Genomic DNA, 21,557 nt, shown 5'->3' on the forward strand with positions numbered 1-21,557 from the left:
GCTAGACCCAGCCGGGCTGCAGCCAGTTGTGGATCTGGTAGAACCACCACGGCACGGGGGTGGCGGTCAGCACCGGGTACCAGAAGATCGACAGCGCCAGCACGAAACCCAGGTACAGCCACACGAGGTGCTGGCCGGTCCGGCGCCGGTAGTCGTCCTTCGCGCGCCGGCCGGCGAGGTCGCGCAGCGCGAAGGTGAGGGCGAGCAGCATGAACGGCAGGATCGCGATCGTGTAGAACTGGAAGATCGTGCGCTCGGGGTAGAGCAGCCACGGCACGTAGGTCGCCACGACTCCCGTCAGCACGAACGCGTACCGCCAATCGGGGCGCACGACGAACCGCCACATGAGGTAGATCACGGCGGCCACCGCGCCCCACCAGATGAACGGGTTCGGCATGCTGTAGACGTTCTGAACGGCGCCGTTCAGCGCGTCGTCGCGGTGGAAGTACATCGAGGTCGGTCGCCAGAGCAGCGGCCACTGCCATGCGGGGCTCGCGTAGCCGTGCGGCGCCGTGAGGCCGACGTGGAAGCTGTACATCGCCTCGTGGTACTTCCACAGGTTCTGCAGCGGCAGCGGCACCCACGACCAGAAGCCGTCGCCCGCCTCGGTGATCGCGTGGCGTCCGTAGCCGCCGTCGGTCACGAGCCAGCTCGTCCACGAGGCGAGGTAGACGACGAAGGCGACCGGCACGAGCAGGACGAACGTCGCGCACGCCTGGCGCGCGGCATCCATCGGCCACTGATGCACCCCGGCCCGGCGACGGGCGAGGGCATCCGTCACGACGAGGTAGACCCCGAGCGCGGCGGCGACGTACAGGCCCGACCACTTCACGGCGGTCGCCGCGCCGGCCGCGGCTCCGGCCGCGATGATCCACGGCCGGTTCCACAGCACGGGTCCCCAGTCGGGCGGCCCGTCGTCGGTGGTGCGCGCCTCGACCGCGGCATCCAGCCGTGCGAGGAATCGTCCGCGATCGAGCAGCACGAACCAGAACGCGAGGAGCACGAAGAACGCGAGGAACACGTCGAGGAGCGCCATGCGGCTCATGACGATCGCGAGGCCGTCGATCGCCATCAGCCCCGACGCGACGACGGCGAACGGCAGGGAGTTCGTGAGGGTCTTGGCGACCACGTAGAGCAGCAGCACGAGCACCGTGCCGAAGACGGCGGTCGCGAACCGCCAGCCGAACGCGGAATCTGCGCCGAACAGCGCCATTCCGGCTCCGATCAGCATCTTGCCGAGGGGCGGATGCACGACGAAGCTTCCGGTGCCCGTGAAGATGTCTGTGTCACCCGCTTCGAAGCTCTCGTCGGCGCCCTCGGGCCACGTCGAGGCGAAGCCGAGGTTCCACTGGCTCCAGGCATCCTTCACGTAGTACGTCTCGTCGAACGCCAGCTCGTGCGGCGTCCCGAGATTCCACAGGCGCAGGATGCCGGCGACGACCGTGATGACCGTCGGGGCGAGCCAGCGCCACAGCCGCATGAGCCGCGGGTCGCTCGTGACGCGGACCACCCAGCCGTCGTAGAGCGTCGGGCGCTCCGCGCGCGGGGCCGGCGCGGGCAGCAGCGGCGCGGGCGGCTGGTGCTGCTGCGGGGTCTCGGTCACCGGACAAGCCTAAGCTGGGCCGCGTGATCATCCTCGCGGCGACGCCGATCGGCAATCTCGGCGATGCCTCCCGGCGCCTCATCGAAGCGCTCGAGTCGGCGACGGTCGTCGCCGCCGAGGACACCCGCACGACGCAGCGGCTGCTCGCCGCGCTCGGTGTCGCGAACCGGCCGCGCCTGCTCGCTCTGCACGACCACAACGAGAAGGACCGCGCGCCCGAGATCGTAGAGCTCGCACGCGAGTCCGATGTGCTGGTGCTGTCGGATGCCGGCATGCCCACCGTCTCGGACCCCGGCTACGGGCTCGTCGCGGCCGCCGCCGCGGCCGGCGTCACCGTGACCGCGATCCCGGGGCCGAGCGCCGTGCTGACGGCGCTCGCCGTCTCAGGGCTGCCGACCGACCGGTTCACGTTCGAGGGGTTCACCCCGCGCAAGCAGGGGGAGCGGCTCTCCGCGTTCCGCACGCTCGCCAACGAGCAGCGGACGATGGTCTTCTTCGAGGCGCCCTCGCGCGTCGCAGCCACCCTCGCCGACATGGCCGCGGTCTTCGGCGACGAGCGGGCGGCCGCGGTGTGCCGCGAGCTCACGAAGCTCCACGAAGAGGTCGTGCGCGGCCCGCTGGCCGAGCTCGCGACGTGGGCTTCGGGCGGGGTGCGCGGCGAGCTCGTCATCGTCGTCGGCGGTGCGGCGGCGCAGGAGGTCGCGTTCCCCGACGCCGTGACGCAGGTGCTCGAGCAGGTGCGCGCCGGAACGAGGCTGAAGGATGCCGCGGCCGAGGTGTCGGCGCACACCGGGCACTCCTCGCGCGAGCTCTACCAGTCGGCGCTCGCGCGGCGCGCGAATCCCGACGGTTCCTGAGCAGACCGCGGCGACCCGCTCACTCACCCCCCGCGAGGACGGCGAGGAGGTCGGGCTCCGCCCCCGCCCGCACGTAGACCGGGACGTCGTCGAGCGGAACGTGCACCTCGTGAGCCCCCCAGACGGCGCGGCCCGTCGCGGCGTGGATCCACTCGCCGGGCGGGAGCGCCACGACGTGCGTCACCTTTCCCCGTCCTTGACGACGGGTGAGACGAACAGATCGCGACCGAGGAACCACTGGAGCGGGTCCGTCCACGCGCTCTCGAGTGCGGGGTGATCGAACCACACCGGCCTCATGAGCGGCGATCCTGTCGCGATGGTGTGACGCGCTTCGCGCGCGAGGTAGGGCACGAGGCGCTCGCGAAGCCGGACGATGCGTCGCGTGGCCGGGATGATGCGATCATCGCCCGTCTGCTCGGCCATGTTCCACGGCGTGCGGTCCCGCGAGGGCGAGCGGTGATGGTTGAACTCGGAGTGGTACTGCATGATCGGCACGAATGCCGAGGCGGCCATCGCGCGCAGGTACAGCTCTGCAGACGGCAGGTCTCCCGAGAACCCGGCGATGTCCCAGCCCCAGTACACGATCCCGCTCGCCGCGGCGTTGAGGCCCGCATAGAGCGACCAGCGGAACGCGTCCCACGTCGAGTTCTCGTCGCCGGCCCAGAATGCGCCGTGTGTCTGCGAGCCGGTGAAGCCCGCGCGGCTGAAGGTGACCGGCGCTTTGCCCGAGGACCGCAGGAGATCGCCGTACGCCTGGGCGTAGGCGACGGGGGACGTCGCGTTCTTCTCGTCGCCGCGTCGTCCGTCGAGGTAGACCAGCTCGCGGCCCCACGCGTGCTCTCCGCCGTCCGTCTTGAAGCCGTCGATGCCCACTTCGTCCACGAGATAGCGCCGCTTCTCGGTCCACCACCGGGCCGCCCGTTCGTCCGTCAGGTCCGGCATGAGCGAGAGGGGGAACCACCAGCCGCGATTGCGGTAGGGCCGCAGCCCGCCGCGGGCGTCGGGCTCGCGGATGAGCACACCTTCGCGCACCGCGGCCGCGGCATCCGCCTTCGCCTGCCCGGTCGGATGCGGTCGCGCCTTCAGAAGCGGGATCTGCCAGAGGTGAACGCGGATGTCGCGCTCGTGGAGATCGTCGACCATGCCCTTGGGGTCGGGCCACGCGCCGTCGGGCGGGAAGGTGAAGTCCGAGAGGCGGTGGGGGGCGCCGTCGGGCGTGGGTGCGTACTGCGCGTCGCGGAAGGCGGTGAATGTGGATTCGTCGCTCCAGGCCTCGATGACGATCGACCCGACGGGGATGCCGTGCGCGTCGTGCAGCTCGGCCTGCCGCAGGACCTCTGCCTGGGTGTTCCACTCGTTGCCGCTCGCCCACAGCCGGAACACCCAGGGCGGCAGCTCCTGCGCCGTGCCGACATCGTCGAGGAAGGCGCGGAGCACGTCGGTGGGGGAGCCGCGGAAGAAGTCCACGTCGATCACCGCCGATCCGTCGTCGGAGGCCTGCACCTCGGCCTCGATCCACAGGCGTGCCGGATCGGACTCGCCGATGTCGAACCAGACGCGGCGACTCGTGCGGATGTGGAAGCCCCACCCGTCGCCGCCGACGACGTGCGCGAACGGCATGGGCAGGTAGGTCTTGCGCTCGGCGCCCTGGGACTTGTACTGCTCGAAGACGACGGAGTCCAGGCTCGTCCCGCGCTGGTCGAGCCGGTCGTAGCGCTCGCCGAACCCGACGACGTGCTCGCCCTCGGCGAGGTCCAGCGCGAAACGGACCCGAGCGACGGCGGTGCCGTCCGTCAGGACGGAGACCGTCCCCGGCGCGATGCGATCCTCGCCTACGACCCCGACGCCTTCCGCGTCTGCGCGCCAGGCGTGCGAGGTCGTCTCGAACCAGCGCGTCGAGCCCTCGGCCGACGCGGTCGTCCGCGAGACGAATCGATAGCGCAGACGTGTTCCCGCGGGCGGCGCGACGAGCGTCGTCGCCCAGCCCCCGCTCGAGCGGGCGAGTCGAGCCTGCGCGGACGCGAGATGGCCGCCGTCGACCGTCTCGCCGCGCGAGCGCCGGGTGACGCTCGCGAGGGGCATGCTCTCCCGTCGCTCCGAGCCGTCGGGTGCGGTCGAGACCAGCTCGAGGTCGACTGCGGTCACGTCGGCGGTGGTCCGCGCACCCAGCGTGAGCGGCTCGCCCGCGACGGGATCGATCGGCGCGCGCTGATCGGTGTCGACCGAGTAGGGGTGGCCGGATCCGAAAGGACGGTGGCGGATCATCGTGCGGCCTCCGCGAGATCGGTCGGCCGCACGAGGCCCAGGTCGAGTGCGAGACGCAGGAACATCGCGTGACTCCATACGAGCGGACGGGCCACGGGTCCCCAGCGATCGATCCAGACGTCGATGAACGATGCGTCGTTCACGTGCCGATCCACCTGTTCGGGCATCATGCCCTCGGCATCCGCCGTCGAGGCGGCCCAGAGGAGGAGTTCGCGGGCGCGGGTGGGATCGCCGGCCGCCAAGTGCGCCTGGCCGAGCATGCAGCTCAGGAGCGGCCACTGACCGCCGCCGAAGAAGGTGTCGCCGAGGTAGCGGAAGCTGCCCGCATCGCGGACGAGGTCGTGCTCGAGTGCGGTGATCGTGTCGGCGCCGATCCGTGACGCGGCATCCACGACTCCGAGCACCCCGACGAGCGCGCCGAGACTCCCGTCGACGGCGGACGAGCCGATCCATTTCGACAGATGGCCGTCCGCGACGGCGCCGGTCTCGAGGATCGTGCTGATCTCGCGCTCGGCAGTCCGCGCAGCGTGCGCGGTGGAGGGGGACAGCGTGCCGAGCGCGAGAGCAGCCCGAAGGCCCGCCGCGATGCATCCGAGAGTCGACACGTGCACCTGATCGCGGTGCTCCTCCCACCAGTCGAAGCACGGGCGCCGCCACGACGACGCGATGTACGCGGCGCAGAGCTCGATCGCGTCGGACCACTGCGCCGTCCCGGCGCCGTGTCGGTCCGCGTGCGCGCCGAGAGCCCACAGCCATGTGCCGTAGCCGTCGAGCTGGAAGTCCCACCACTCGTCGGTGCCCTCGCGCCCGTCGAACGTGAAGCGGGTCGCGAGCATGTCCTGATCGGGGACAGGGTCGCCGCTGTCCGCGCGCCGGACGATCTCGTCGATGCGCGCGGCACGTTCGCGGATGATCTCGGCGCACCAGTCGTGGAAGCGCTCCGCCGAGTCCACCGCTCCGGCCGCGGAGGCGGCGTCTGCGATGAAGGAGCCGTCACGGAACCAGCTGTAGCCGACGTAAGCCGAGAAGTCGGGGCTCGCGGGGTACGCGCCGCCCGAGTGCTGAAGCGTCAGGATGACACGAAGACTCGTCACGGCGAGGCGCTGCAGGTCGGTGTCGGTGAGGGGGGTGGGAGTCGTCATGGCTCGCAATCCGGGTGGAGTCGGGAGGGGGGTGGGGCCGGCCGTCCGGCCGGCCCCGGCACATCAGCCGATGGCCGCGTTGATGCGGCTCTCGGCATCCGTGAGTGCCTGCTCGACGGTCTTGCGGCCGGCCTGCGCCTCGACGAGCTCCTCGGTCATGATGTCCTGCATCTCCTGCTGGCCCTTCTCGACCACGGGAGGCAGCGCCACGCCGTCGAGCGAGTCGAAGACCGCCTGGCGGTTGGCGGGATCGCCCTTGTCGAGGTAGGCGCCGAGCTCGGCGTCGTCCGCGATCGGCGGGAGCTCCCATCCGGCGTCGAGGCGCGTCTGCACCATGACGTCGCTCGAGGTGAGGAATTCGACCCACTTGGTGGCGGCGGCGATCTTGTCGGAGTCGGCGTTCACCCCCACCGCGTTGGAGAACAGGGCGCTGGCCTGATCCGTGTTCCACGGGTCGACGGCGATGTCCCACTCGTCGGCCATGTCGGCCAGTGCCCCGAACACCCAGATGCCGGAGTACATCATGCCGAGCTTGCCGTCCTTGAAGAGGTTGGTGTCGAAGTCGGGCGTGCCCTGACCGTCCTCGATCGTCGGCATGATCGTGCCGCTCTTGTCGACGAGCCAGGATGCCGCTTCGAGGCCTTCGGGGCTGTTGAAGGCGACCTTGGTGCCGCTGTCGTCGAGGAACTCGCCGCCGTTCTGGGCCAGCACCTTGTAGAACTCGTAGAAGCTCACCGGCTGGTGCACACCCCACACGCCCGCGGCGGTGTCCGTCAGGGCCTCGCCCGCGTCCTGCACGTCGCTCCACCGCCAGTCGTCGGTCGGGTAGTCGAGGCCCGCCTCGTCGAACAGGCGCTTGTTGTAGTAGAGCACGACCGTTGAGAACGACGTCGGCGCGGCGTAGTTCACACCGTCGGTCTGGTAGGCCTCGAGCACCGACGGGCGGTAGACCGCCGGGTCGCTCAGCTCGAGCGGCGCCAGCACGCCCGACGACTGGAACTGCGCGTACTGCGCGTACTCGAGATCGAACACGTCGGCCGCGGTGCCGGCGGCGAGATCGGTCTGGAGCGCCGTGCCGTAGTCGCCGTAGGGGAGGGTCGTGACATCCACCGTGATGTCGGGGTTCTCCTCCTCGAACGCCGCGACGATCTTCTGGAGGTTCTCCTCATTGCCGCCGTTGGAGATGAAGTTGGAGTACGTGATGGTGACCTTCTCGTCGCCTCCGCTTCCTCCTCCTTCGCCGGCGGAGCAGCCGGCGAGGACGAGGATCGCGGCCCCGGTGAGGGCGGCGGCGGACAGTGCTGTGTGTCGCATGGTGGGTATCTCCTTCGATTCGATGCGAGGTGTTGCGGGTGGAGCCGGGATCACTTGAGCCCGGTGCTGGCGACGCCCTGGATGACGTACTTCTGGGCGAAGATGTAGATCGCGAGCATCGGCAGGATGCTGACGACCGAGCCCGCCATGACGATGTCCCACTGGGTCGTGTACTGACCCTGCAGTCCGGCCAGGGTGACGGGCAGCGTCTGCAGCTCGGGGGAGCGCAGGACGATGAGCGGCCAGAGGAAGCTGTTCCAGCTGCCCATGAAGGCGAAGACGGTGAGCGTCGCGAGTGCGGGGCGGATGTTCGGCAGCATGACGTGCCAGAAGATCCGGAAGTGGCCGGCCCCGTCGAGCGTGGCAGCCTCGTCGAGCTCGGGCGGCACCTGGTTCATCGCCTGGCGGAGCAGGAAGATCCCGAACGCCGAAGCGAGGGTGGGCAGGAGCGCACCGAGGTACGTGTCGATGAGTCCGAACGACTTCAGCTGTGCGAAGAGCGGCACGACCAGCACCTGGAGCGGGATCATCATCGTCGCGAGGTACACCGCGAACACGGCGGAGCGTCCGCGGAACGGCAGCCGGCTGAAGACGTACGCGGCCGTCGCGCTGGTGAACAGCTGCGCGATCGTGGTCACGGCGGCCAGCAGCATGCTGTTGCCGACGACGCGCGCGAAGGGCAGCTCCGAGAAGAGCTGGAGGTACGCGGCGATGCTGGGCTCGGCGGGCCACAGCGCGGGCGCCGCCGTCAGTCCCGTGCCGGGGGTGAGCGAGGTCACGACCGTCCAGTAGAACGGGAAGAACATCGCGAGGGCGCCGACGACGATGACGACGTGCAGCAGGATGCTGCGGGCGCGCGCGGCCGTCGGGACGGGCCGGGAGGCGCCGATGCCGGCGGTGACCGTCTCAGCCATAGTTCACCCACCTCCTCTGCCCGCGCACCTGCACCAGGGTCACCGCGAGGATCACGAGGAACAGCAGCCACGACAGCGCGGACGCCTCGCCGGCTCTGCCGTAGCGGAACGTGAGGTCGTAGATCTGCTGCACGACCACGGTCGTCGCCCCGCCCGGGCCTCCGCCCGTCATCGCGTACACCTGGTCGAAGACCTGGAAGCCGTTGATGAGCGAGATGACGACGACGAAGAACGTCGACGGCGACAGCAGCGGAAGCGTGACGGAGCGAAGCCTGCGCCACCACCCCGCGCCGTCGACCTTCGCGGCGTCGATGAGCTCCTGCGGGATGGCCTGCAGGCCGGCGAGCAGGATCACCATGACGAAGCCGAGGTCCTTCCACGCGGACGCCAGGATGATCGAGGGCATCGCCCAGGCCGGATCCGTCCACCACCCCGGGCCGTCGATGCCGAACCACGAGAGCGCGGTGTTGACGACGCCGTTCGAGGGGTTCAGCAGCCAGCGCCAGACGAGGGCGACGACGATCCAGCTCGTCACGACCGGCAGGAAGTAGACGCCGCGCAGGAGCGATCGACCCTTCAGCGCGGTGTTGAGGGCCAGCGCGATGCCGAGTCCCCCGACGTAGACGAGGGGCAGGTAGCCGACGATGTAGTACACCGTGTGCAGGAAGATCTCGCCCGTCTCGGGGTCGGTGAGGAGCGTCGCGTAGTTGCTCAGGCCCACCCACTCCGGCGGCGTGAGCAGATTCCACTCGGTCATGCTGATCCACGCGGCCTGGATCATCGGCAGCAGGACGAAGACCGCGATCGGGATGGCGCTCGGCAGCAGGAATGCCGCGACCACCAGTGCGTAGCGCACGCGGCTGGATCGGCGTGCGCGGCGCGGGGGTTCGGGGACCCGCGCTCCGGCGGAGGCGCCGACGAGCGGCGCGGCGAGCTGTGTCATGGGCGTCCCGATCGACCGGTCATCCGCTCGCGGATGAGTCGCCCCTGGTCGCCGGCGCCGTCGCCCGCGTCGAACGGCGTGGCCAGCACGAGGGCCGCGGCGCCCTGCGCCCACGCGTCGTCGCGCCACTGCTCGACCTCGACCGGGATGCCCCGCCGATGGGCCATGAGGTGTGCGCGGAAGGCCGGTTCGAAGCCGAAGGACCAGTGCCGCCAGTCCAGCGTCCCCTCGCCTGCGACGATGACGAGCGAGGGGTCGAGGATGTGCACGACGCCGGCGAGCGTGCGTCCGAGGACGTGCCCGGCGGCGCTGAAGACGGCCACGGCGCGCTCGTCGCCCGCGTCGGCCGCGGCGCGCAGCGCGTCGATCCCCCCGCCGGCGGACAGGATGCCCTGCTCGCGCGCGCTGCGGACGAGCGCCGCCTCGCCGATGAGCGCTTCGAGGCATCCGGCGTTCCCGCACAGGCACACCGGCCCGTCATCCGTCACCGGGATGTGCCCGATCTCGCCGGCGCCGCCCGCCGCGCGCACGATCGAGCCGTCCATGACGATGCCGGCCCCGATTCCCGTTCCGATCGTCACGACCAGGAAGTCCTCGCTGCTGCGCCCGAGCCCGTACAGGCGCTCGGCGGTCGCGAGCGCGTTGACGTTGTTCTCGACGATCACCGGGAGCGCGAGGGCCCGGCGCAGCGTCTCGCCGACCGCCACCTGCTGCCAGCCCAGGGTCATGGCGTCGACGACGCCGCTGCCGGGGGAGTCGACGGTGCCGGGCACTCCGACCCCGACCCCCAGCAGCCGTTCGCCGGCCCCGCCCGCCACGAAGTGCCGCACGCGGCCGACGAGCTCGGCGAGGAAAGTGGATGCCGAGGCATCGAAGGGCTCGGATGCGGATCGCACGACCCGACCGTCGATCGCCATCTCCACCAGCGCGACGTGGCCGGCGACGACCTTGACGCCGATGGCGTGACCGGCCGTCTCGGCGAGGCCGAGGAGCTGAGCGGGCCGCCCTCCGCTGGACGGTGCGTGCTCGACCTCGACGACGAGACCGTCGGCGATGAGATCGCGTGTGAGCTGTGTCATGAGGGCCGGCGACACACCGAGAGTGCGGGCGAGTTCGGCGCGCGACGCGGGGCCTGTCGCGCCGAGGCGCGCCAGGATCGCCGAGCGGTTGACGTCGGTGCGAGCGGACGGGGTGAGCGCCATTGATTCCCCTTAGTTCAGGACTAAATAAACATTAGAACTAAGCTCGGAGCGATGTCAACAGTCGGGTCGCTGACCCGCCGACGCGGAATGTGACGAAGCGATGCTCCCGAGGTGCCGATCGCGCGGCCCTCGTCACACGGCCGGGCGCGGCATCCACCCGAACTAGAATTCACGAGTGACACACGGCCGCAGCTTCTACATCACGACGCCGATCTACTATCCGAGCGACGTGCCCCACATCGGCCACGGGTACACGACCGTGGCGGTCGACACCCTGGCGCGCTGGCACCGCCAGGCTGGCGACGACACCTGGATGCTGACGGGCACCGACGAGCACGGGCAGAAGATGCTGCGCGCGGCCTCGGCGAACGGCGTGACGCCGCAGGAGTGGGTCGACAAGCTCGTCACCGAGGCGTGGTTCCCCCTGCTCGAGACGCTCGACGTGGCGAACGACGACTTCATCCGCACGACGCAGCCGCGTCACGAGGAGCGTGTGAAGCAGTTCGTCCAGGCGATCTTCGACCGCGGCTACATCTACGCGGGCGAGTACGAGGCGCTCTACTGCGTCGGCTGCGAGGAGTTCAAGCCCGAGTCCGAGATCGTCGACGGCACGGGGGCGTTCGAGGGGCTCAAGGTCTGCGCGATCCACTCGAAGCCGCTCGAGCTGCTGCAGGAGAAGAACTACTTCTTCAAGCTCTCGGAGTTCCAGGACAAGCTGCTCGAGCTCTACTCGAGCGTGCCCGACTTCATCCGCCCCGAGTCGGCGCGCAACGAGGTCGTGTCGTTCGTCAGGAACGGCCTGAAAGACCTCTCGATCTCGCGCTCGGCGTTCGACTGGGGCATCACGGTGCCGTGGGACGAGAGCCACGTCATCTACGTGTGGGTCGACGCGCTCCTGAACTATGCGACGGCCGTCGGCTACGGCGCCGACGCGGACGAGTTCGCGCGCCGCTGGCCGGCGTTCCATGTCGTCGGCAAGGACATCCTGCGGTTCCACGCCGTGATCTGGCCGGCGATGCTGATGGCCGCCGGTCTCGAGGTGCCGCGCGGCGTCTTCGCGCACGGCTGGCTCCTCGTCGGCGGCGAGAAGATGTCGAAGTCGAAGCTCACGGGCATCGCGCCGACCGAGATCACCGATGTCTTCGGATCCGACGCCTATCGCTTCTACTTCCTCTCGGCCATCGCGTTCGGGCAGGATGGCTCGTTCTCGTGGGAGGACCTCTCGGCCCGCTACCAGGCGGAGCTCGCCAACGGCTTCGGCAACCTCGCATCGCGCACGACCGCGATGATCGAGCGGTACTTCGAGGGCGTCGTGCCGCCGCCGGTGGAGTACTCCGAGCGCGACCTGCGGGTGCAGAAGATCGTTCGGGATGCCGCATCCGTCGCCGACGCGGCGATCGAGCGCTTCCGCATCGACGAGGCGATCTCGTCGATCTGGACGATCGTCGACGACCTGAACCTCTACATCACCGAGAACGAGCCGTGGGCGCTCGCGAAGGACGACGCCCAGCGCGCGCGCCTGGGCACCGTGCTCTACACGGCCGCTGAAGGGCTGCGCGCGCTCGCCGTGCTGCTCTCGCCCGTGATGCCCGTCGCGACCGAGAAGCTCTGGGTCGCCCTGGGCGCGACCGGCCGACTCGTCGATCAGCCGATCCGTGAGGCAGGGGAGTGGGGCGTGCTCGCGCCCGGCTCGTCGGTCAACGGCCTGGCGCCGCTCTTCCCGCGTGTCGAACAGAGCGTATGAACGACGACCCCTCGCAGTACGTGCGGTCGCGGTCGCAGGAAGGCCGCGGCGACGTGCGCTGGCCCGCGGCACCCGAGCCGCTCGCCGTGCCGGTGTACGACAACCACGCGCACCTCGAGATCGAGGACGGCGAGATGGGGCTGTCGCTCGACGACCAGCTCCAGCGCGCTGGAGACGTCGGCGTGATCGGGGTCGTGCAGGCGGGGGGCGACATCGAGTCGAGCCGCTGGTCGGCGTGGGCGGCGTCCACCCACCCCTGCGTGCTCGCGGCGGTCGCGATCCATCCGAACGAAGCGCCGGCGTACAAGGATGCCGGGCGGCTCGACGAGGCGATCGCCGTCGTCGACGAGCTCGCGGCCCAGCCGCGCGTGCGGGCGATCGGCGAGACGGGGCTCGACTTCTTCCGCACCGACGAGGCCGGGCTCCCGGCGCAGTTCGAGAGCTTCGAGGCGCACATCGCGCTCGCGAAGAAGCACGGCATCGCGATGCAGATCCACGACCGCGACGCGCACGACGCCGTGCTCGAGACGCTCGAACGGGTCGGCGCCCCCGAGCGTACGGTGTTCCACTGCTTCTCGGGCGACGAGGCGATGGCGCGGATCGCCGCCGACCGCGGGTACCACCTCTCCTTCGCGGGCAACGTGACGTTCAAGAACGCCCAGAACCTCCGCGATGCGCTCGCCGTGACACCGCGCGAGCGGATCCTCGTCGAGACGGATGCGCCGTTCCTCACGCCGACGCCGCACCGCGGTCGCCCGAATGCGCCGTACCTGATCCCCGTCACGGTCCGGTTCATGGCCGAGGAGCTCGGCGTCGACGTCGACGAGTTCTGCGCCCAGCTCGCCGCCAACACGCTCGAGGTCTACGGGTCGTTCGAGTGACGAGCGCCCGCCCCTGCGGCGGCGAGGTCGGCTGACCGTCAGTCCCGCAGCGGCGCGCCCCCATCGCCCGGCTCGCCGCCGGCCTCGGTCTCGTCGTCGGCGATGACGGGCTTGGCCGCGGCGATGTGCGAGATCGAGCGCCACACGAGCAGGAGGGTGATCGCGGACCCCCCGAACGCGAACCACCACGGCGCCGTGAGGCCCCACGTCTGCGCGATGAGGCCCCCGAGGAGCTGGCCGATCACGAGACCCCCGAAGACGCCGACCATGTTGACCGAGGCGATGCGGCCCTGGAGGTGCAGCGGCACGAGGCGCTGTCGCACGGTCGTCGAGATCGTGCCCCAGATGAACGCGTACGCGCCGAAGCCGAACATGATGACCAGCGCGACGACGGGGGACGTCGTCAGGGCGAATCCGAGGTGCATGAGCACCTCGAGGGACAGGCACACGCGCATCAGCGTCGCGAACGACACGTGCCGTTCGAGCCAGCCGAAGCATCCCGTCGACACGAGTCCGCCGAGGGCCGACGCCGTCGTCAGCAGCCCGTAGCCGACGGCGCCCATGTGCAGATGCTCTGTGGCGTAGAGGACGAGGATGCCCCACGGCGCCGCCCACGTGACGTTGAAGACCAGGATGATGATGACGAGCGTGCGCACGGGCGCGTTGTGCCGCAGCCAGTGCAGACCTTCGCGGATGGGACGCGCTCTCACGCCCTCGTGGCGCGGCTCCTGCGCGGGCACCGGCGTGCGCGCGATGCGCGAGATGAGGATGACGGCGAGGCTCACGCACAGGATCTGCACGAGGAAGGGCCAGAACGAGCCGACGGCGAAGAGGAAGGCTCCGAGCGGCGGACCGGCGAGCTGATTGCCGACGAGGAACCCCGCCTGCAGCCGCGCATTGCCGATGCCCAGGTCGACGGGCCGCACGAGCATCGGCAGGAGCGTCGCACCGGCCGAGTCGGCGAACACCTCGGCCGTGCCGTAGAGGAACGCCGCCGCGAGCACGATCCAGACCGTCACGTGCCCCGTCACGAGGAACACCACGAGCGCCGTCACGACGACGGCTCGCGATCCGTTCGCGATCATGACGAGGCGGCGCCGGTCGTGATGGTCGGCGACGGACCCCGCGAGCAGGCCGAACAGCAGCCACGGCAGGAACTGCATCATGGCGCCGGATGCCACGAGCAGCGGCGACGACGTCAGCGACGCGATCAGCAGCGGGGCGGCCGACAGGGCGATCCCGTCACCGAGATTGCTCGTCCACGACGACGCGAGCAGCCACCGGAAGTCCCTCCCGAGGCGGCGTGGTGCGATCAGTTCGCCGAGAGAGGGCATCCCGTCATCCTAGGACGGGGGTGGGACTACTCCGCGCGGTCCTCGTCGTCCAGGCGACGCTCTTCGGCGGCCGCCAGGCGGTCCTTCTCCTTCTGAGCGTCTTCGCGCTCTTCGCGGATCTTCTCGTGCGACTTCGAGTTGTTCGTCATGGCCCGATCCTAGGAGCCCGCCCGCTGCGCGGCATCCCGATCCCTGTAGGCGTTGCGCTTCGTGAAGAGCGTCTCGGTCTGCTCGATGTCCATGCCCTTCGTCTCGGGGATCTTCCACGCGACGTAGATGAACGACAGCGCCGCGAACGCGGCGTACATGCCGTAGGTGAGCGGGAGCGACCAGGCCGACATCGCGGGGAACGACACGGTGATGAGGAAGTTCGCGAGCCACTGCGCACCGGCCGCGACGCCGAGCGCCTTGCCGCGGATGCGGCTCGGGAAGATCTCGCCCAGCAGCACCCACACGAGGGGACCCCACGAGGCGCCGAAGCCGATGACGAAGAGGTTGGCCGCGACGAGCGCGATGGGTCCCCACGGCGCGGGGAGCGAGACCGCCCCCTCGGCGTCGGTCGTCGAGAACATGAAGCACACCGCCATCGCGGCGAGCGACAGGGTCATGATCACCGACCCCGTCAGGAGGATCGGCTTACGTCCGACGCGGTCGACGAGGAAGATCGCGACCAGGGTGACGAGCACGTTCGTGATGGACGTCACGACGCTGATCCCGAGGGATGCGGACTCGGGGAATCCGACCGACTGCCACAGGCTCGTCGAGTAGTAGAAGATCACGTTGATGCCCACGAACTGCTGGAACACCGACAGGATGATGCCGACCCACACGATGCCCTGCAGGCCGAACACCGGCCCCTTGAGCGAGACGCCGGCGTTCTTGCGGTCCTCGTCGATCGTGTGGACGAGCTCGTTCACCGTCTTGTCGAGGTCGGCGGGCGGCACGAGCGTCGCGAAGATCACCTTCGCCTCGTCGACGCGCCCCTTCGCGATGAGATAGCGCGGCGATTCCGGCATCGTGAACGCGAGGATGCCGTAGACCGCGGCGGGGATGACACCGACGAGGAACATCCATCTCCACGCCTCGAGTCCGAGCCACAGGTCCTGCGACGCGCCGCCCGCGCCCCACGCGAGCAGGGCGTCGCTCAGCAGTGCGACGAAGATGCCGAGCGTGATGGCGAGCTGCTGGAGGGAGGCGAGGCCGCCGCGGATCTGCCGCGGCGCGATCTCGGCGATGTAGGCGGGAGCGACGACCGAGGCGATGCCGATGCCGAGGCCGCCCAGGACGCGCCACAGGATGAGGTCCGGCACGCTGAAGGTGAGACCCGCGCCGATCGAGCTCACGAGGAAGAGCCCCGAGCCGAGCATCATGACCTTCAGGCGGCCCCATCGATCCGAGAGGTTGCCGGCCAGCACCGCGCCGACGGCGCAGCCCAGCAGGGCGACGGCGACGACGAAGCCCGTCAGGACGCTGCCGAGCTCGAAGTTCTGGTCGATGGAGTCGACGGCTCCGTTGATGACGGACGAGTCGAAGCCGAAGAGGAATCCGCCGACGGCGGCCGCGACGGCGAGGCCGATCGCTCGCTTGCCGTACGGACTCTTGAGGCTGAAGGAGCCCGTGGGGATCGAGTCTGGGGTGCTCATGCTCGTCACGCTATCGCTCCGCGCGCGCGAGGGGGAGGGGCCTTTCGGAGGACGCTCGATAGGGTGTACGCATGCCCGTGACCCTCCTCGGCGCCGCGGAGATCCGCGCGCTGGCCGCAGAGCTCGATGTCACTCCGACCAAGAAGCTCGGGCAGAACTTCGTCGTCGACGCCAACACGGTGCGCAAGATCGTGCACGTCGCGCGGGTCGTGTCGGGCGATCGGGTCGTCGAGGTGGGGCCGGGACTCGGATCGCTCACCCTCGCGATCCTCGAGGCCGGGGCATCCGTGACCGCCGTCGAGATCGACCACCGCCTCGCCGAGCGTCTGCCGTCGACCGCGGCGGCGCACGGCGTCCGGGACGGCGCGCTGACGGTGGTGGATGCCGATGCCCTCCGCATCACGGAGCTGCCCGGCGATCCCGAGGTGCTCGTCGCGAACCTGCCCTACAACGTCAGCGTGCCCGTGCTGCTGCACTTCATGGAGACGTTCCCGAGCCTCCAGCGCGGCGTCGTCATGGTGCAGGCCGAGGTCGGAGAGCGCCTCGCCGCCCCGCCGGGCTCGAAGACGTACGGCGCTCCGAGCGCGAAGGCCGCGTGGTACGGGTCGTGGCGGCTCGCCGGCACCGTGTCGCGCCAGGTGTTCTGGCCCGTGCCGAATGTCGACAGCGTCCTCGTCGCCTTCGAGCGCGACACGTCGCCGCGCGGCACCGAGTCGGAGCGCCTCGCGACGTTCCGGATCGTGGACGCCGCGTTCCAGCAGCGTCGCAAGATGCTCCGTCAGGCGCTGTCGGCGGTGCTCGGCGGGTCTTCCGCCGAGGCCTCGTCCGTGCTCGAACGCGCCGGCGTCGCCCCGACGGCGCGCGGCGAGGAGCTCTCGATCGACGACTTCGCACGCATCGCGCACCAGCTCTGACCCACGCTGTTCTCTCCGCGTTCACCGCGTCGTCCCAGGTTCGCACGAAACATGCCGGTAACATTTCGGCGAGCCTCGCCACCTCCGGGGGCCTTCGCATTCCGAGAACGAGGCACATCATGCGCACGGCGGAGTATCCGGCTCCTGAGCAGATCCTGCTCCACCTGAGCGACACGCACCTGCGTGCGCGCGGATCCCGGCTCTTCGATCTGGTCGACGGCACCGACCGCCTCGGCCGGACCCTCGACGTCATCGCGGCGAGCGGGATCCGCCCCGACGCGATCATCCTCACGGGCGATCTGGCCGACCTCGGAGAGGCCGACGCCTATCGCGATCTGCGAGCGCTCGTGGAGCCCTTCGCGGCCGAGCTGGGCGCACGCATCCTGTGGGTCATGGGCAACCACGACGACCGCGGGTCGTTCCGCGCTCAGCTGCTCGACGAGGCTCCCGAGCTCGCCCCGATCGACCGCGTCGACGAGCTGGACGGCCTGCGCATCGTGACGCTCGACTCGAGCGTCCCCGGCGCGCACCACGGCGAGGTCTCGGACGCCCAGCTCGCGTGGCTCGCCGGCATCCTGTCGACTCCGGCGCCCCTCGGAACGATCCTCGCGATGCACCACCCGCCCGTGCCGAGCGTGCTGCCGCTCGCGGCGTCGGTCGAGCTGCGCGACCAGCAGCGCCTCGCGCGCGTGCTCCGCGGCACCGACGTGCGGGCGATCATCGCGGGGCACCTGCACTACTCGACGTTCGCGACGTTCGCCGGCATCCCGGTCTCGGTCGCCTCGTCGACCTGCTACGCGCAGGACCTCACCGTCCCCGTCGGCGGCACGCGACCGCAGGACGGCGCGCAGTCCTACAACCTCATCCACCTCTACGACGACACGGTCGTGCACTCGGTCGTGCCGATCGACGTGCCGCGCACGCTCGAGTACATCGATGCTGACGAGGCACGCCGCCGCCTCGCCGAGGCCGGGGTCGTGCCCCTCAGCGCCGACCGGCGGGATGCGCCGACCGAGCCGATTCCTCTGCTGCGCTGAGCTCGACGCGCTCCCACGGCGCCGCGATCGGGAACATCCGCTCCAGCGTCGCCCGCAGCGTCTGCACGCGCACGGCCTCGGGCACTTCGGTCTCGCCGCCGTCGTTCAGGCAGAACATGTCGACGTCGGGCCGCGCGGCGATTCGCGCCATGCGCCGCAGCCCCGAGGTCATCGTCGTCTGCACGTAGCGCGTGCGGGGCTCCTTCGTCGCGACCGCACGGCCCGTCATGAGGGCGTAGTAGTGGTAGAGGCTGTTGGTCACCGAGATGTCCGACGACGAGCGGAAGCGGGATGCCGCGGTCCGCGCGAAGTCGTCGGGGAAGGTCTGCTCGAGCTCGGCCAGCACGCTGCGGCGCAGCGGGGTCGCGCAGTGCTCGAGATCGCGCGCGATCGTGCGCCCGAACCGCTCGCGCAGGAGCTCCCGGTTCACGCGGAGGCCGTTGTCGTGGCCGCTGCGCGAGACGTCGGGCGCCCCGATCCCGATGCGCACGTCGCACTCGACGAACTTCGTGATGCCCGACGGCGTGAAGAAGAGCTCGGGCTCGACGGCACGGCCGAAGAACATGTCGTCGTTCGAGTAGAGGAAGTGCTCGGCGAGCCCGGGGATGCGGTGCAGCTGCGCCTCGACGGCGTGCGAGTTGTGGGTCGGGAGGGTCGACGGGTCGGCGAAGAAGTCCTCGCTGCGCACGATCGTGACCTTCGGGTGGTCGAGCAGCCACGCGGGCGCGGGAGAGTCGGTCGCGATGAAGATGCGCCGCACCCACGGCGCGTGCTGGTGCACGCTGCGCAGGGCGTAGCGCAGCTCGTCGACGTGCCGATAGCGGGCGGGGCCGGCATCCCCTTCCCCCACGACGTACTGCTCGAGCTGGGCCGCGCGCTGACGCTGGAACTCGCTCGACGAGCCGTCGACCCACGAGAACACGATGTCGACGTCCTCGGTGAACTCGTGCGGCTGCGGTGCGAACATGCCGTCGATCGTCCGCCACGAGCGACCGAAGCGCTCGACGGTCGTCCACTCGAGGTCTTCGGTCGCGATGCGGCGGCGCGTGAGCGCGTTGTCGGAGGGTGCTTCGACGAGGCGCTCGTCGAAGCGCCAGAACTCCACCCGGGCGCCCAGGGACGCCCCGTAGCGGAGGGTTCCGCGGCGGCTGATGCGGGGGCGGTAGACACGCAGCGTGCTGGGGTCCGCGCCGGGGTCGACGGCTTCGGGCGCAGGCACGGGTACCCGGCGCTTCGCCTTGATGTAGACCGGCTCGTGCGAGCCGAGCGCCGCGAGCGCGGCCATCGCGAGGCGACGCTGGGCGACGTCGATCGCGAGGGCGTGGATGCCGCGGCTGTGGCGCACGAGGGAGATCCCCACGCCGGCGCTCTCGAGCGCATCCGCCACGAGGAGCAGATCCGCCGTGCGCGCCTCGTCGGGCGTGACGGTGTCGTGGACGAGATGGATGACGCCGTCGTCGAGCACGGTGTCCGCGCGCAGCAGGAGGTCCGTCCAGTCGGGACCCTGCGGGGGGAGCGCGGAGAGCGCGGCGATCGACGTCATGTTCCTCCTCTGCGGATGCCTCGTGGCGCGGGCGATGGCTCGGCCGGCGGGGGACCCGGTCTCGTCACCATAGGCGACGATCGTTTCCCGGACGTTTCGTGGCCCGTCTCTTGACAACGGTCTCGTCGCGTGCAGTCTCCACGTGGACTCCGCCCTGCGCGCACCCGGCCTGCGCGATAGCGTTGGACGCATGACCGAAGCGCCGCGGTTCCGCACCGACATGCCCGACACCCACCGCCCGTACGTCGCCGCCGACGACCGCTACCGCGTCGCGGAGTACCGCCAGGTCGGGGCATCCGGCCTCTATCTGCCGCCCCTCTCGCTCGGCCTGTGGTGGAACTTCGGCGACAACTTCCCGATCGACAGCCAGCGGGCCCTGCTGCGCCACGCGTTCGACAAGGGCATCACGCACTTCGACCTCGCGAACAACTACGGCCCGCCCTACGGCTCGGCCGAGAAGAACTTCGGCCGCATCTTCGCCGAGGACTTCCGCCCGTACCGCGACGAGCTCGTCATCTCGTCGAAGGCCGGCTGGGACATGTGGCCGGGTCCGTACGGCGAGTTCGGCTCGCGCAAGTACCTGCTCTCGAGCGCCGAGCAGTCGCTCACGCGCATGGGCCTGGACTACGTCGACATCTTCTACTCGCACCGGTTCGACCCCGTGACGCCGGTGGAGGAGACGATCGGCGCACTCGACACGCTCGTGCGCCAGGGCAAGGCGCTCTACGTCGGCATCTCGTCGTACTCGGCCGAACGCACCGCCGAGGCCGCGGCCGTCGCGCGCAGCCTGGGCACGCCGCTCGTCATCCATCAGCCCGCCTACTCGATCCTCAATCGCTGGGTCGAGGACGGCCTGACGGGCGTCCTGAGGCAGGAGGGCCTCGGCGCGATCGCGTTCACTCCGCTCGCGCAGGGACTCCTCACCGACAAGTACCTCGGCGACGGCACCGCCGATCGCGCCCAGAAGCGCTCGTCGCTGCCGCAGGAGGCCCTGTCCGCGAAGGGTCTGGCCACGCTCCGGGGCCTGGATGTCATCGCGAAGGAGCGCGGTCAGTCGCTCGCCCAGCTGGCGATCCAGTGGGTGCTGCGCGACCCCGTGGTCACCTCGGCGCTGATCGGCGCGTCGCGCACCGAGCAGATCGACGAGAACATCGCCGCGCTCGACGGCCCCGCCTTCACGACCGAGGAGCTCGAGCGGATCGACGCCCTGTCCGACGGCGTCGACGTCGACCTCTGGGCGGAGTCGACGCAGCTGTGAGTCGCTCGGTGTCCGTCGACCGCGTGCACGTGCGCGCGCCTGGAAAGCTGAACCTCTTCTTCGAGGTCGGCGGGGTCCAGGACGACGGGTACCACGACGTCGCGTCGGCCTATCAGGCCGTATCGCTCTACGAGGACGTCTGGGCGACGCCGTCCGACGAGTTCACGATCGCCGTGTCCGGCACCGTCGACGTGTCGGGGGTGCCCGCCGACGATCGCAACCTCGCGCTGCGCGCCGCCCGTCTCGTCGCGAAGAAGGCGGGCTTCGGCGGGGGAGTGCACCTCGACATCGTCAAGCACGTCCCGGTCGCCGGGGGGATGGGCGGGGGATCGGCGGATGCCGCGGCCGCACTCGTCGCGTGCGACGCGCTGTGGGGCACCGACCTCGGGCCGGCGGAGCTGCATCGGCTCGCGGCGCGCCTCGGCGCCGACGTGCCGTTCTCGCTCCTCGGCGGCACGGCGATCGGCACCGGCCGCGGTGATCAGCTGAGCCCCGCTCTGGCCAAGGGGCGCTTCGACTGGGTCGTCGTGCCGTCCGACGAGGGGCTCTCGACACCCGAGGTGTACGCGCACCTCGACGAGCTGCGCGCGCATCCCGACATCCGGCCCGCCGTCCGCGTGCCCGATGTCGACCCCGGGGTGCTGCACGCGCTGCGCGCGGGCGACCCCGTGAGTCTCGCCGAGGCGCTGCGCAACGATCTGCAGGCCGCCGCGCTGTCGCTGCGCCCCGACCTGCGCGACCTGCTCGAGCGCGGGGATGCGCGGCCGTCGGCGCTCGCGGGCATCGTCTCCGGCTCGGGTCCGACGATCGCGTTCCTCGCCGCGGATCCCGAGTCGGCACTCGATCTGCAGGTGACGCTGTCCGCCGAGGGGTACGAGGCGCTGCACGTGCACGGCCCGGTCGCGGGCGCCCGCATCCTCTCGTCGTGAAGGCGTCGTGCGCCGTGCGCCCGGATGACGGTGT

General features: G+C 70.4%; 19 protein-coding genes. 7 read left to right on the forward strand and 12 right to left on the reverse strand.

The genetic code is table 11. The features are described from left to right. Position 1 precedes the first annotated feature (1 nt). Positions 2-1,603, reverse strand: coding sequence for a dolichyl-phosphate-mannose--protein mannosyltransferase (locus ACTIFV_RS07545; RefSeq protein WP_439592157.1), 1,602 nt, complete (start codon positions 1,601-1,603; stop codon positions 2-4). Positions 1,604-1,626: 23 nt separating this feature from the next. Between ACTIFV_RS07545 and rsmI the strand changes: the two genes are divergently transcribed. Then, a complete protein-coding gene (gene rsmI / locus ACTIFV_RS07550) occupies positions 1,627-2,460 on the forward strand; it encodes a 16S rRNA (cytidine(1402)-2'-O)-methyltransferase (protein WP_439592158.1) in 834 nt (277 codons plus the stop codon). 19 nt (positions 2,461-2,479) lie between these two features. On the opposite strand, the gene ACTIFV_RS07555 is transcribed toward rsmI, so the two are convergent. From ACTIFV_RS07555 to ACTIFV_RS07585, 7 genes are all read right to left on the reverse strand, one after another. Continuing rightward, positions 2,480-2,644, reverse strand: a complete 165-nt coding sequence (locus tag ACTIFV_RS07555; protein WP_439592159.1) for a hypothetical protein — start codon at positions 2,642-2,644, stop codon at positions 2,480-2,482. Beyond that, a complete protein-coding gene (locus tag ACTIFV_RS07560; protein WP_439592160.1) occupies positions 2,641-4,725 on the reverse strand; it encodes a glycoside hydrolase family 31 protein in 2,085 nt (694 codons plus the stop codon). The genes ACTIFV_RS07555 and ACTIFV_RS07560 overlap by 4 nt, the downstream gene beginning before the upstream one ends. Beyond that, entirely contained in the window at positions 4,722-5,867 is a 1,146-nt protein-coding gene (locus ACTIFV_RS07565) for a glycoside hydrolase family 15 protein (protein ID WP_439592161.1), read from the reverse strand. Before ACTIFV_RS07565 ends, ACTIFV_RS07560 begins: the two co-directional genes overlap by 4 nt. Before the next feature lie 63 nt (positions 5,868-5,930). Then, positions 5,931-7,181, reverse strand: coding sequence for an ABC transporter substrate-binding protein (locus ACTIFV_RS07570; protein WP_439592162.1), 1,251 nt, complete (start codon positions 7,179-7,181; stop codon positions 5,931-5,933). 50 nt (positions 7,182-7,231) lie between these two features. Continuing rightward, positions 7,232-8,095, reverse strand: a complete 864-nt coding sequence (locus ACTIFV_RS07575) for a carbohydrate ABC transporter permease (RefSeq protein WP_439592163.1) — start codon at positions 8,093-8,095, stop codon at positions 7,232-7,234. Continuing rightward, entirely contained in the window at positions 8,088-9,038 is a 951-nt protein-coding gene (locus tag ACTIFV_RS07580) for a carbohydrate ABC transporter permease (RefSeq protein ID WP_439592164.1), read from the reverse strand. The genes ACTIFV_RS07575 and ACTIFV_RS07580 overlap by 8 nt, the downstream gene beginning before the upstream one ends. Continuing rightward, positions 9,035-10,240, reverse strand: a complete 1,206-nt coding sequence (locus ACTIFV_RS07585) for an ROK family protein (RefSeq protein ID WP_439592165.1) — start codon at positions 10,238-10,240, stop codon at positions 9,035-9,037. Before ACTIFV_RS07585 ends, ACTIFV_RS07580 begins: the two co-directional genes overlap by 4 nt. A gap of 175 nt (positions 10,241-10,415) precedes the next feature. Here ACTIFV_RS07585 and metG point away from each other — a divergent pair, with 175 nt between their 5' ends. Then, the gene (gene metG, locus ACTIFV_RS07590; protein WP_439592166.1) at positions 10,416-11,984 is read left to right on the forward strand and encodes a methionine--tRNA ligase; all 1,569 of its coding nucleotides are present in this window, start codon (positions 10,416-10,418) and stop codon (positions 11,982-11,984) included. Next, positions 11,981-12,865 (forward strand): TatD family hydrolase, encoded by an 885-nt coding sequence (locus ACTIFV_RS07595; RefSeq protein ID WP_439592167.1) that lies wholly within the window; start codon positions 11,981-11,983, stop codon positions 12,863-12,865. Before metG ends, ACTIFV_RS07595 begins: the two co-directional genes overlap by 4 nt. 38 nt (positions 12,866-12,903) lie before the next feature. Here the strand turns inward: ACTIFV_RS07595 and ACTIFV_RS07600 are convergent, their stop codons facing one another. Genes ACTIFV_RS07600 through ACTIFV_RS07610 form a run of 3 tightly spaced genes read right to left on the reverse strand, consistent with a single transcriptional unit; the run spans position 12,904 to position 15,842 of the window. Further along, complete coding sequence (locus ACTIFV_RS07600) at positions 12,904-14,199, reverse strand: MFS transporter (protein WP_439592168.1); 1,296 nt, start codon at positions 14,197-14,199, stop codon at positions 12,904-12,906. 26 nt (positions 14,200-14,225) lie between these two features. Further along, positions 14,226-14,348 carry a hypothetical protein gene (locus ACTIFV_RS07605; protein ID WP_439592169.1) on the reverse strand — a complete coding sequence of 41 codons (123 nt, stop codon included), beginning with the start codon at positions 14,346-14,348 and terminating at the stop codon, positions 14,226-14,228. A gap of 9 nt (positions 14,349-14,357) precedes the next feature. Beyond that, on the reverse strand, positions 14,358-15,842 hold the full coding sequence (locus ACTIFV_RS07610; protein ID WP_439592170.1) for a sugar porter family MFS transporter: 1,485 nt from the start codon (positions 15,840-15,842) through the stop codon (positions 14,358-14,360). A gap of 71 nt (positions 15,843-15,913) precedes the next feature. Here ACTIFV_RS07610 and rsmA point away from each other — a divergent pair, with 71 nt between their 5' ends. Together rsmA and ACTIFV_RS07620 are read left to right on the forward strand one after the other, a co-directional pair. Further along, the gene (gene rsmA / locus ACTIFV_RS07615) at positions 15,914-16,756 is read left to right on the forward strand and encodes a 16S rRNA (adenine(1518)-N(6)/adenine(1519)-N(6))-dimethyltransferase RsmA (RefSeq protein ID WP_439592171.1); all 843 of its coding nucleotides are present in this window, start codon (positions 15,914-15,916) and stop codon (positions 16,754-16,756) included. A gap of 119 nt (positions 16,757-16,875) precedes the next feature. Beyond that, on the forward strand, positions 16,876-17,793 hold the full coding sequence (locus ACTIFV_RS07620) for a phosphodiesterase (protein WP_439592172.1): 918 nt from the start codon (positions 16,876-16,878) through the stop codon (positions 17,791-17,793). Here the strand turns inward: ACTIFV_RS07620 and ACTIFV_RS07625 are convergent. After that, positions 17,741-19,327 carry a stealth conserved region 3 domain-containing protein gene (locus ACTIFV_RS07625; protein ID WP_439592311.1) on the reverse strand — a complete coding sequence of 529 codons (1,587 nt, stop codon included), beginning with the start codon at positions 19,325-19,327 and terminating at the stop codon, positions 17,741-17,743. The genes ACTIFV_RS07620 and ACTIFV_RS07625 overlap by 53 nt on opposite strands. A 199-nt stretch (positions 19,328-19,526) precedes the next feature. Here ACTIFV_RS07625 and ACTIFV_RS07630 point away from each other — a divergent pair, with 199 nt between their 5' ends. Together ACTIFV_RS07630 and ACTIFV_RS07635 are read left to right on the forward strand one after the other, a co-directional pair. Beyond that, a complete protein-coding gene (locus tag ACTIFV_RS07630) occupies positions 19,527-20,594 on the forward strand; it encodes an aldo/keto reductase (protein WP_439592173.1) in 1,068 nt (355 codons plus the stop codon). A gap of 8 nt (positions 20,595-20,602) precedes the next feature. Further along, entirely contained in the window at positions 20,603-21,523 is a 921-nt protein-coding gene (locus tag ACTIFV_RS07635) for a 4-(cytidine 5'-diphospho)-2-C-methyl-D-erythritol kinase (RefSeq protein ID WP_439592174.1), read from the forward strand. The last annotated feature ends 34 nt before the right edge of the window (positions 21,524-21,557 follow it).

The sequence above is a fragment of the Microbacterium sp. genome (assembly GCF_051860965.1).
Classification (GTDB): Bacteria; Actinomycetota; Actinomycetes; order Actinomycetales; family Microbacteriaceae; genus Microbacterium.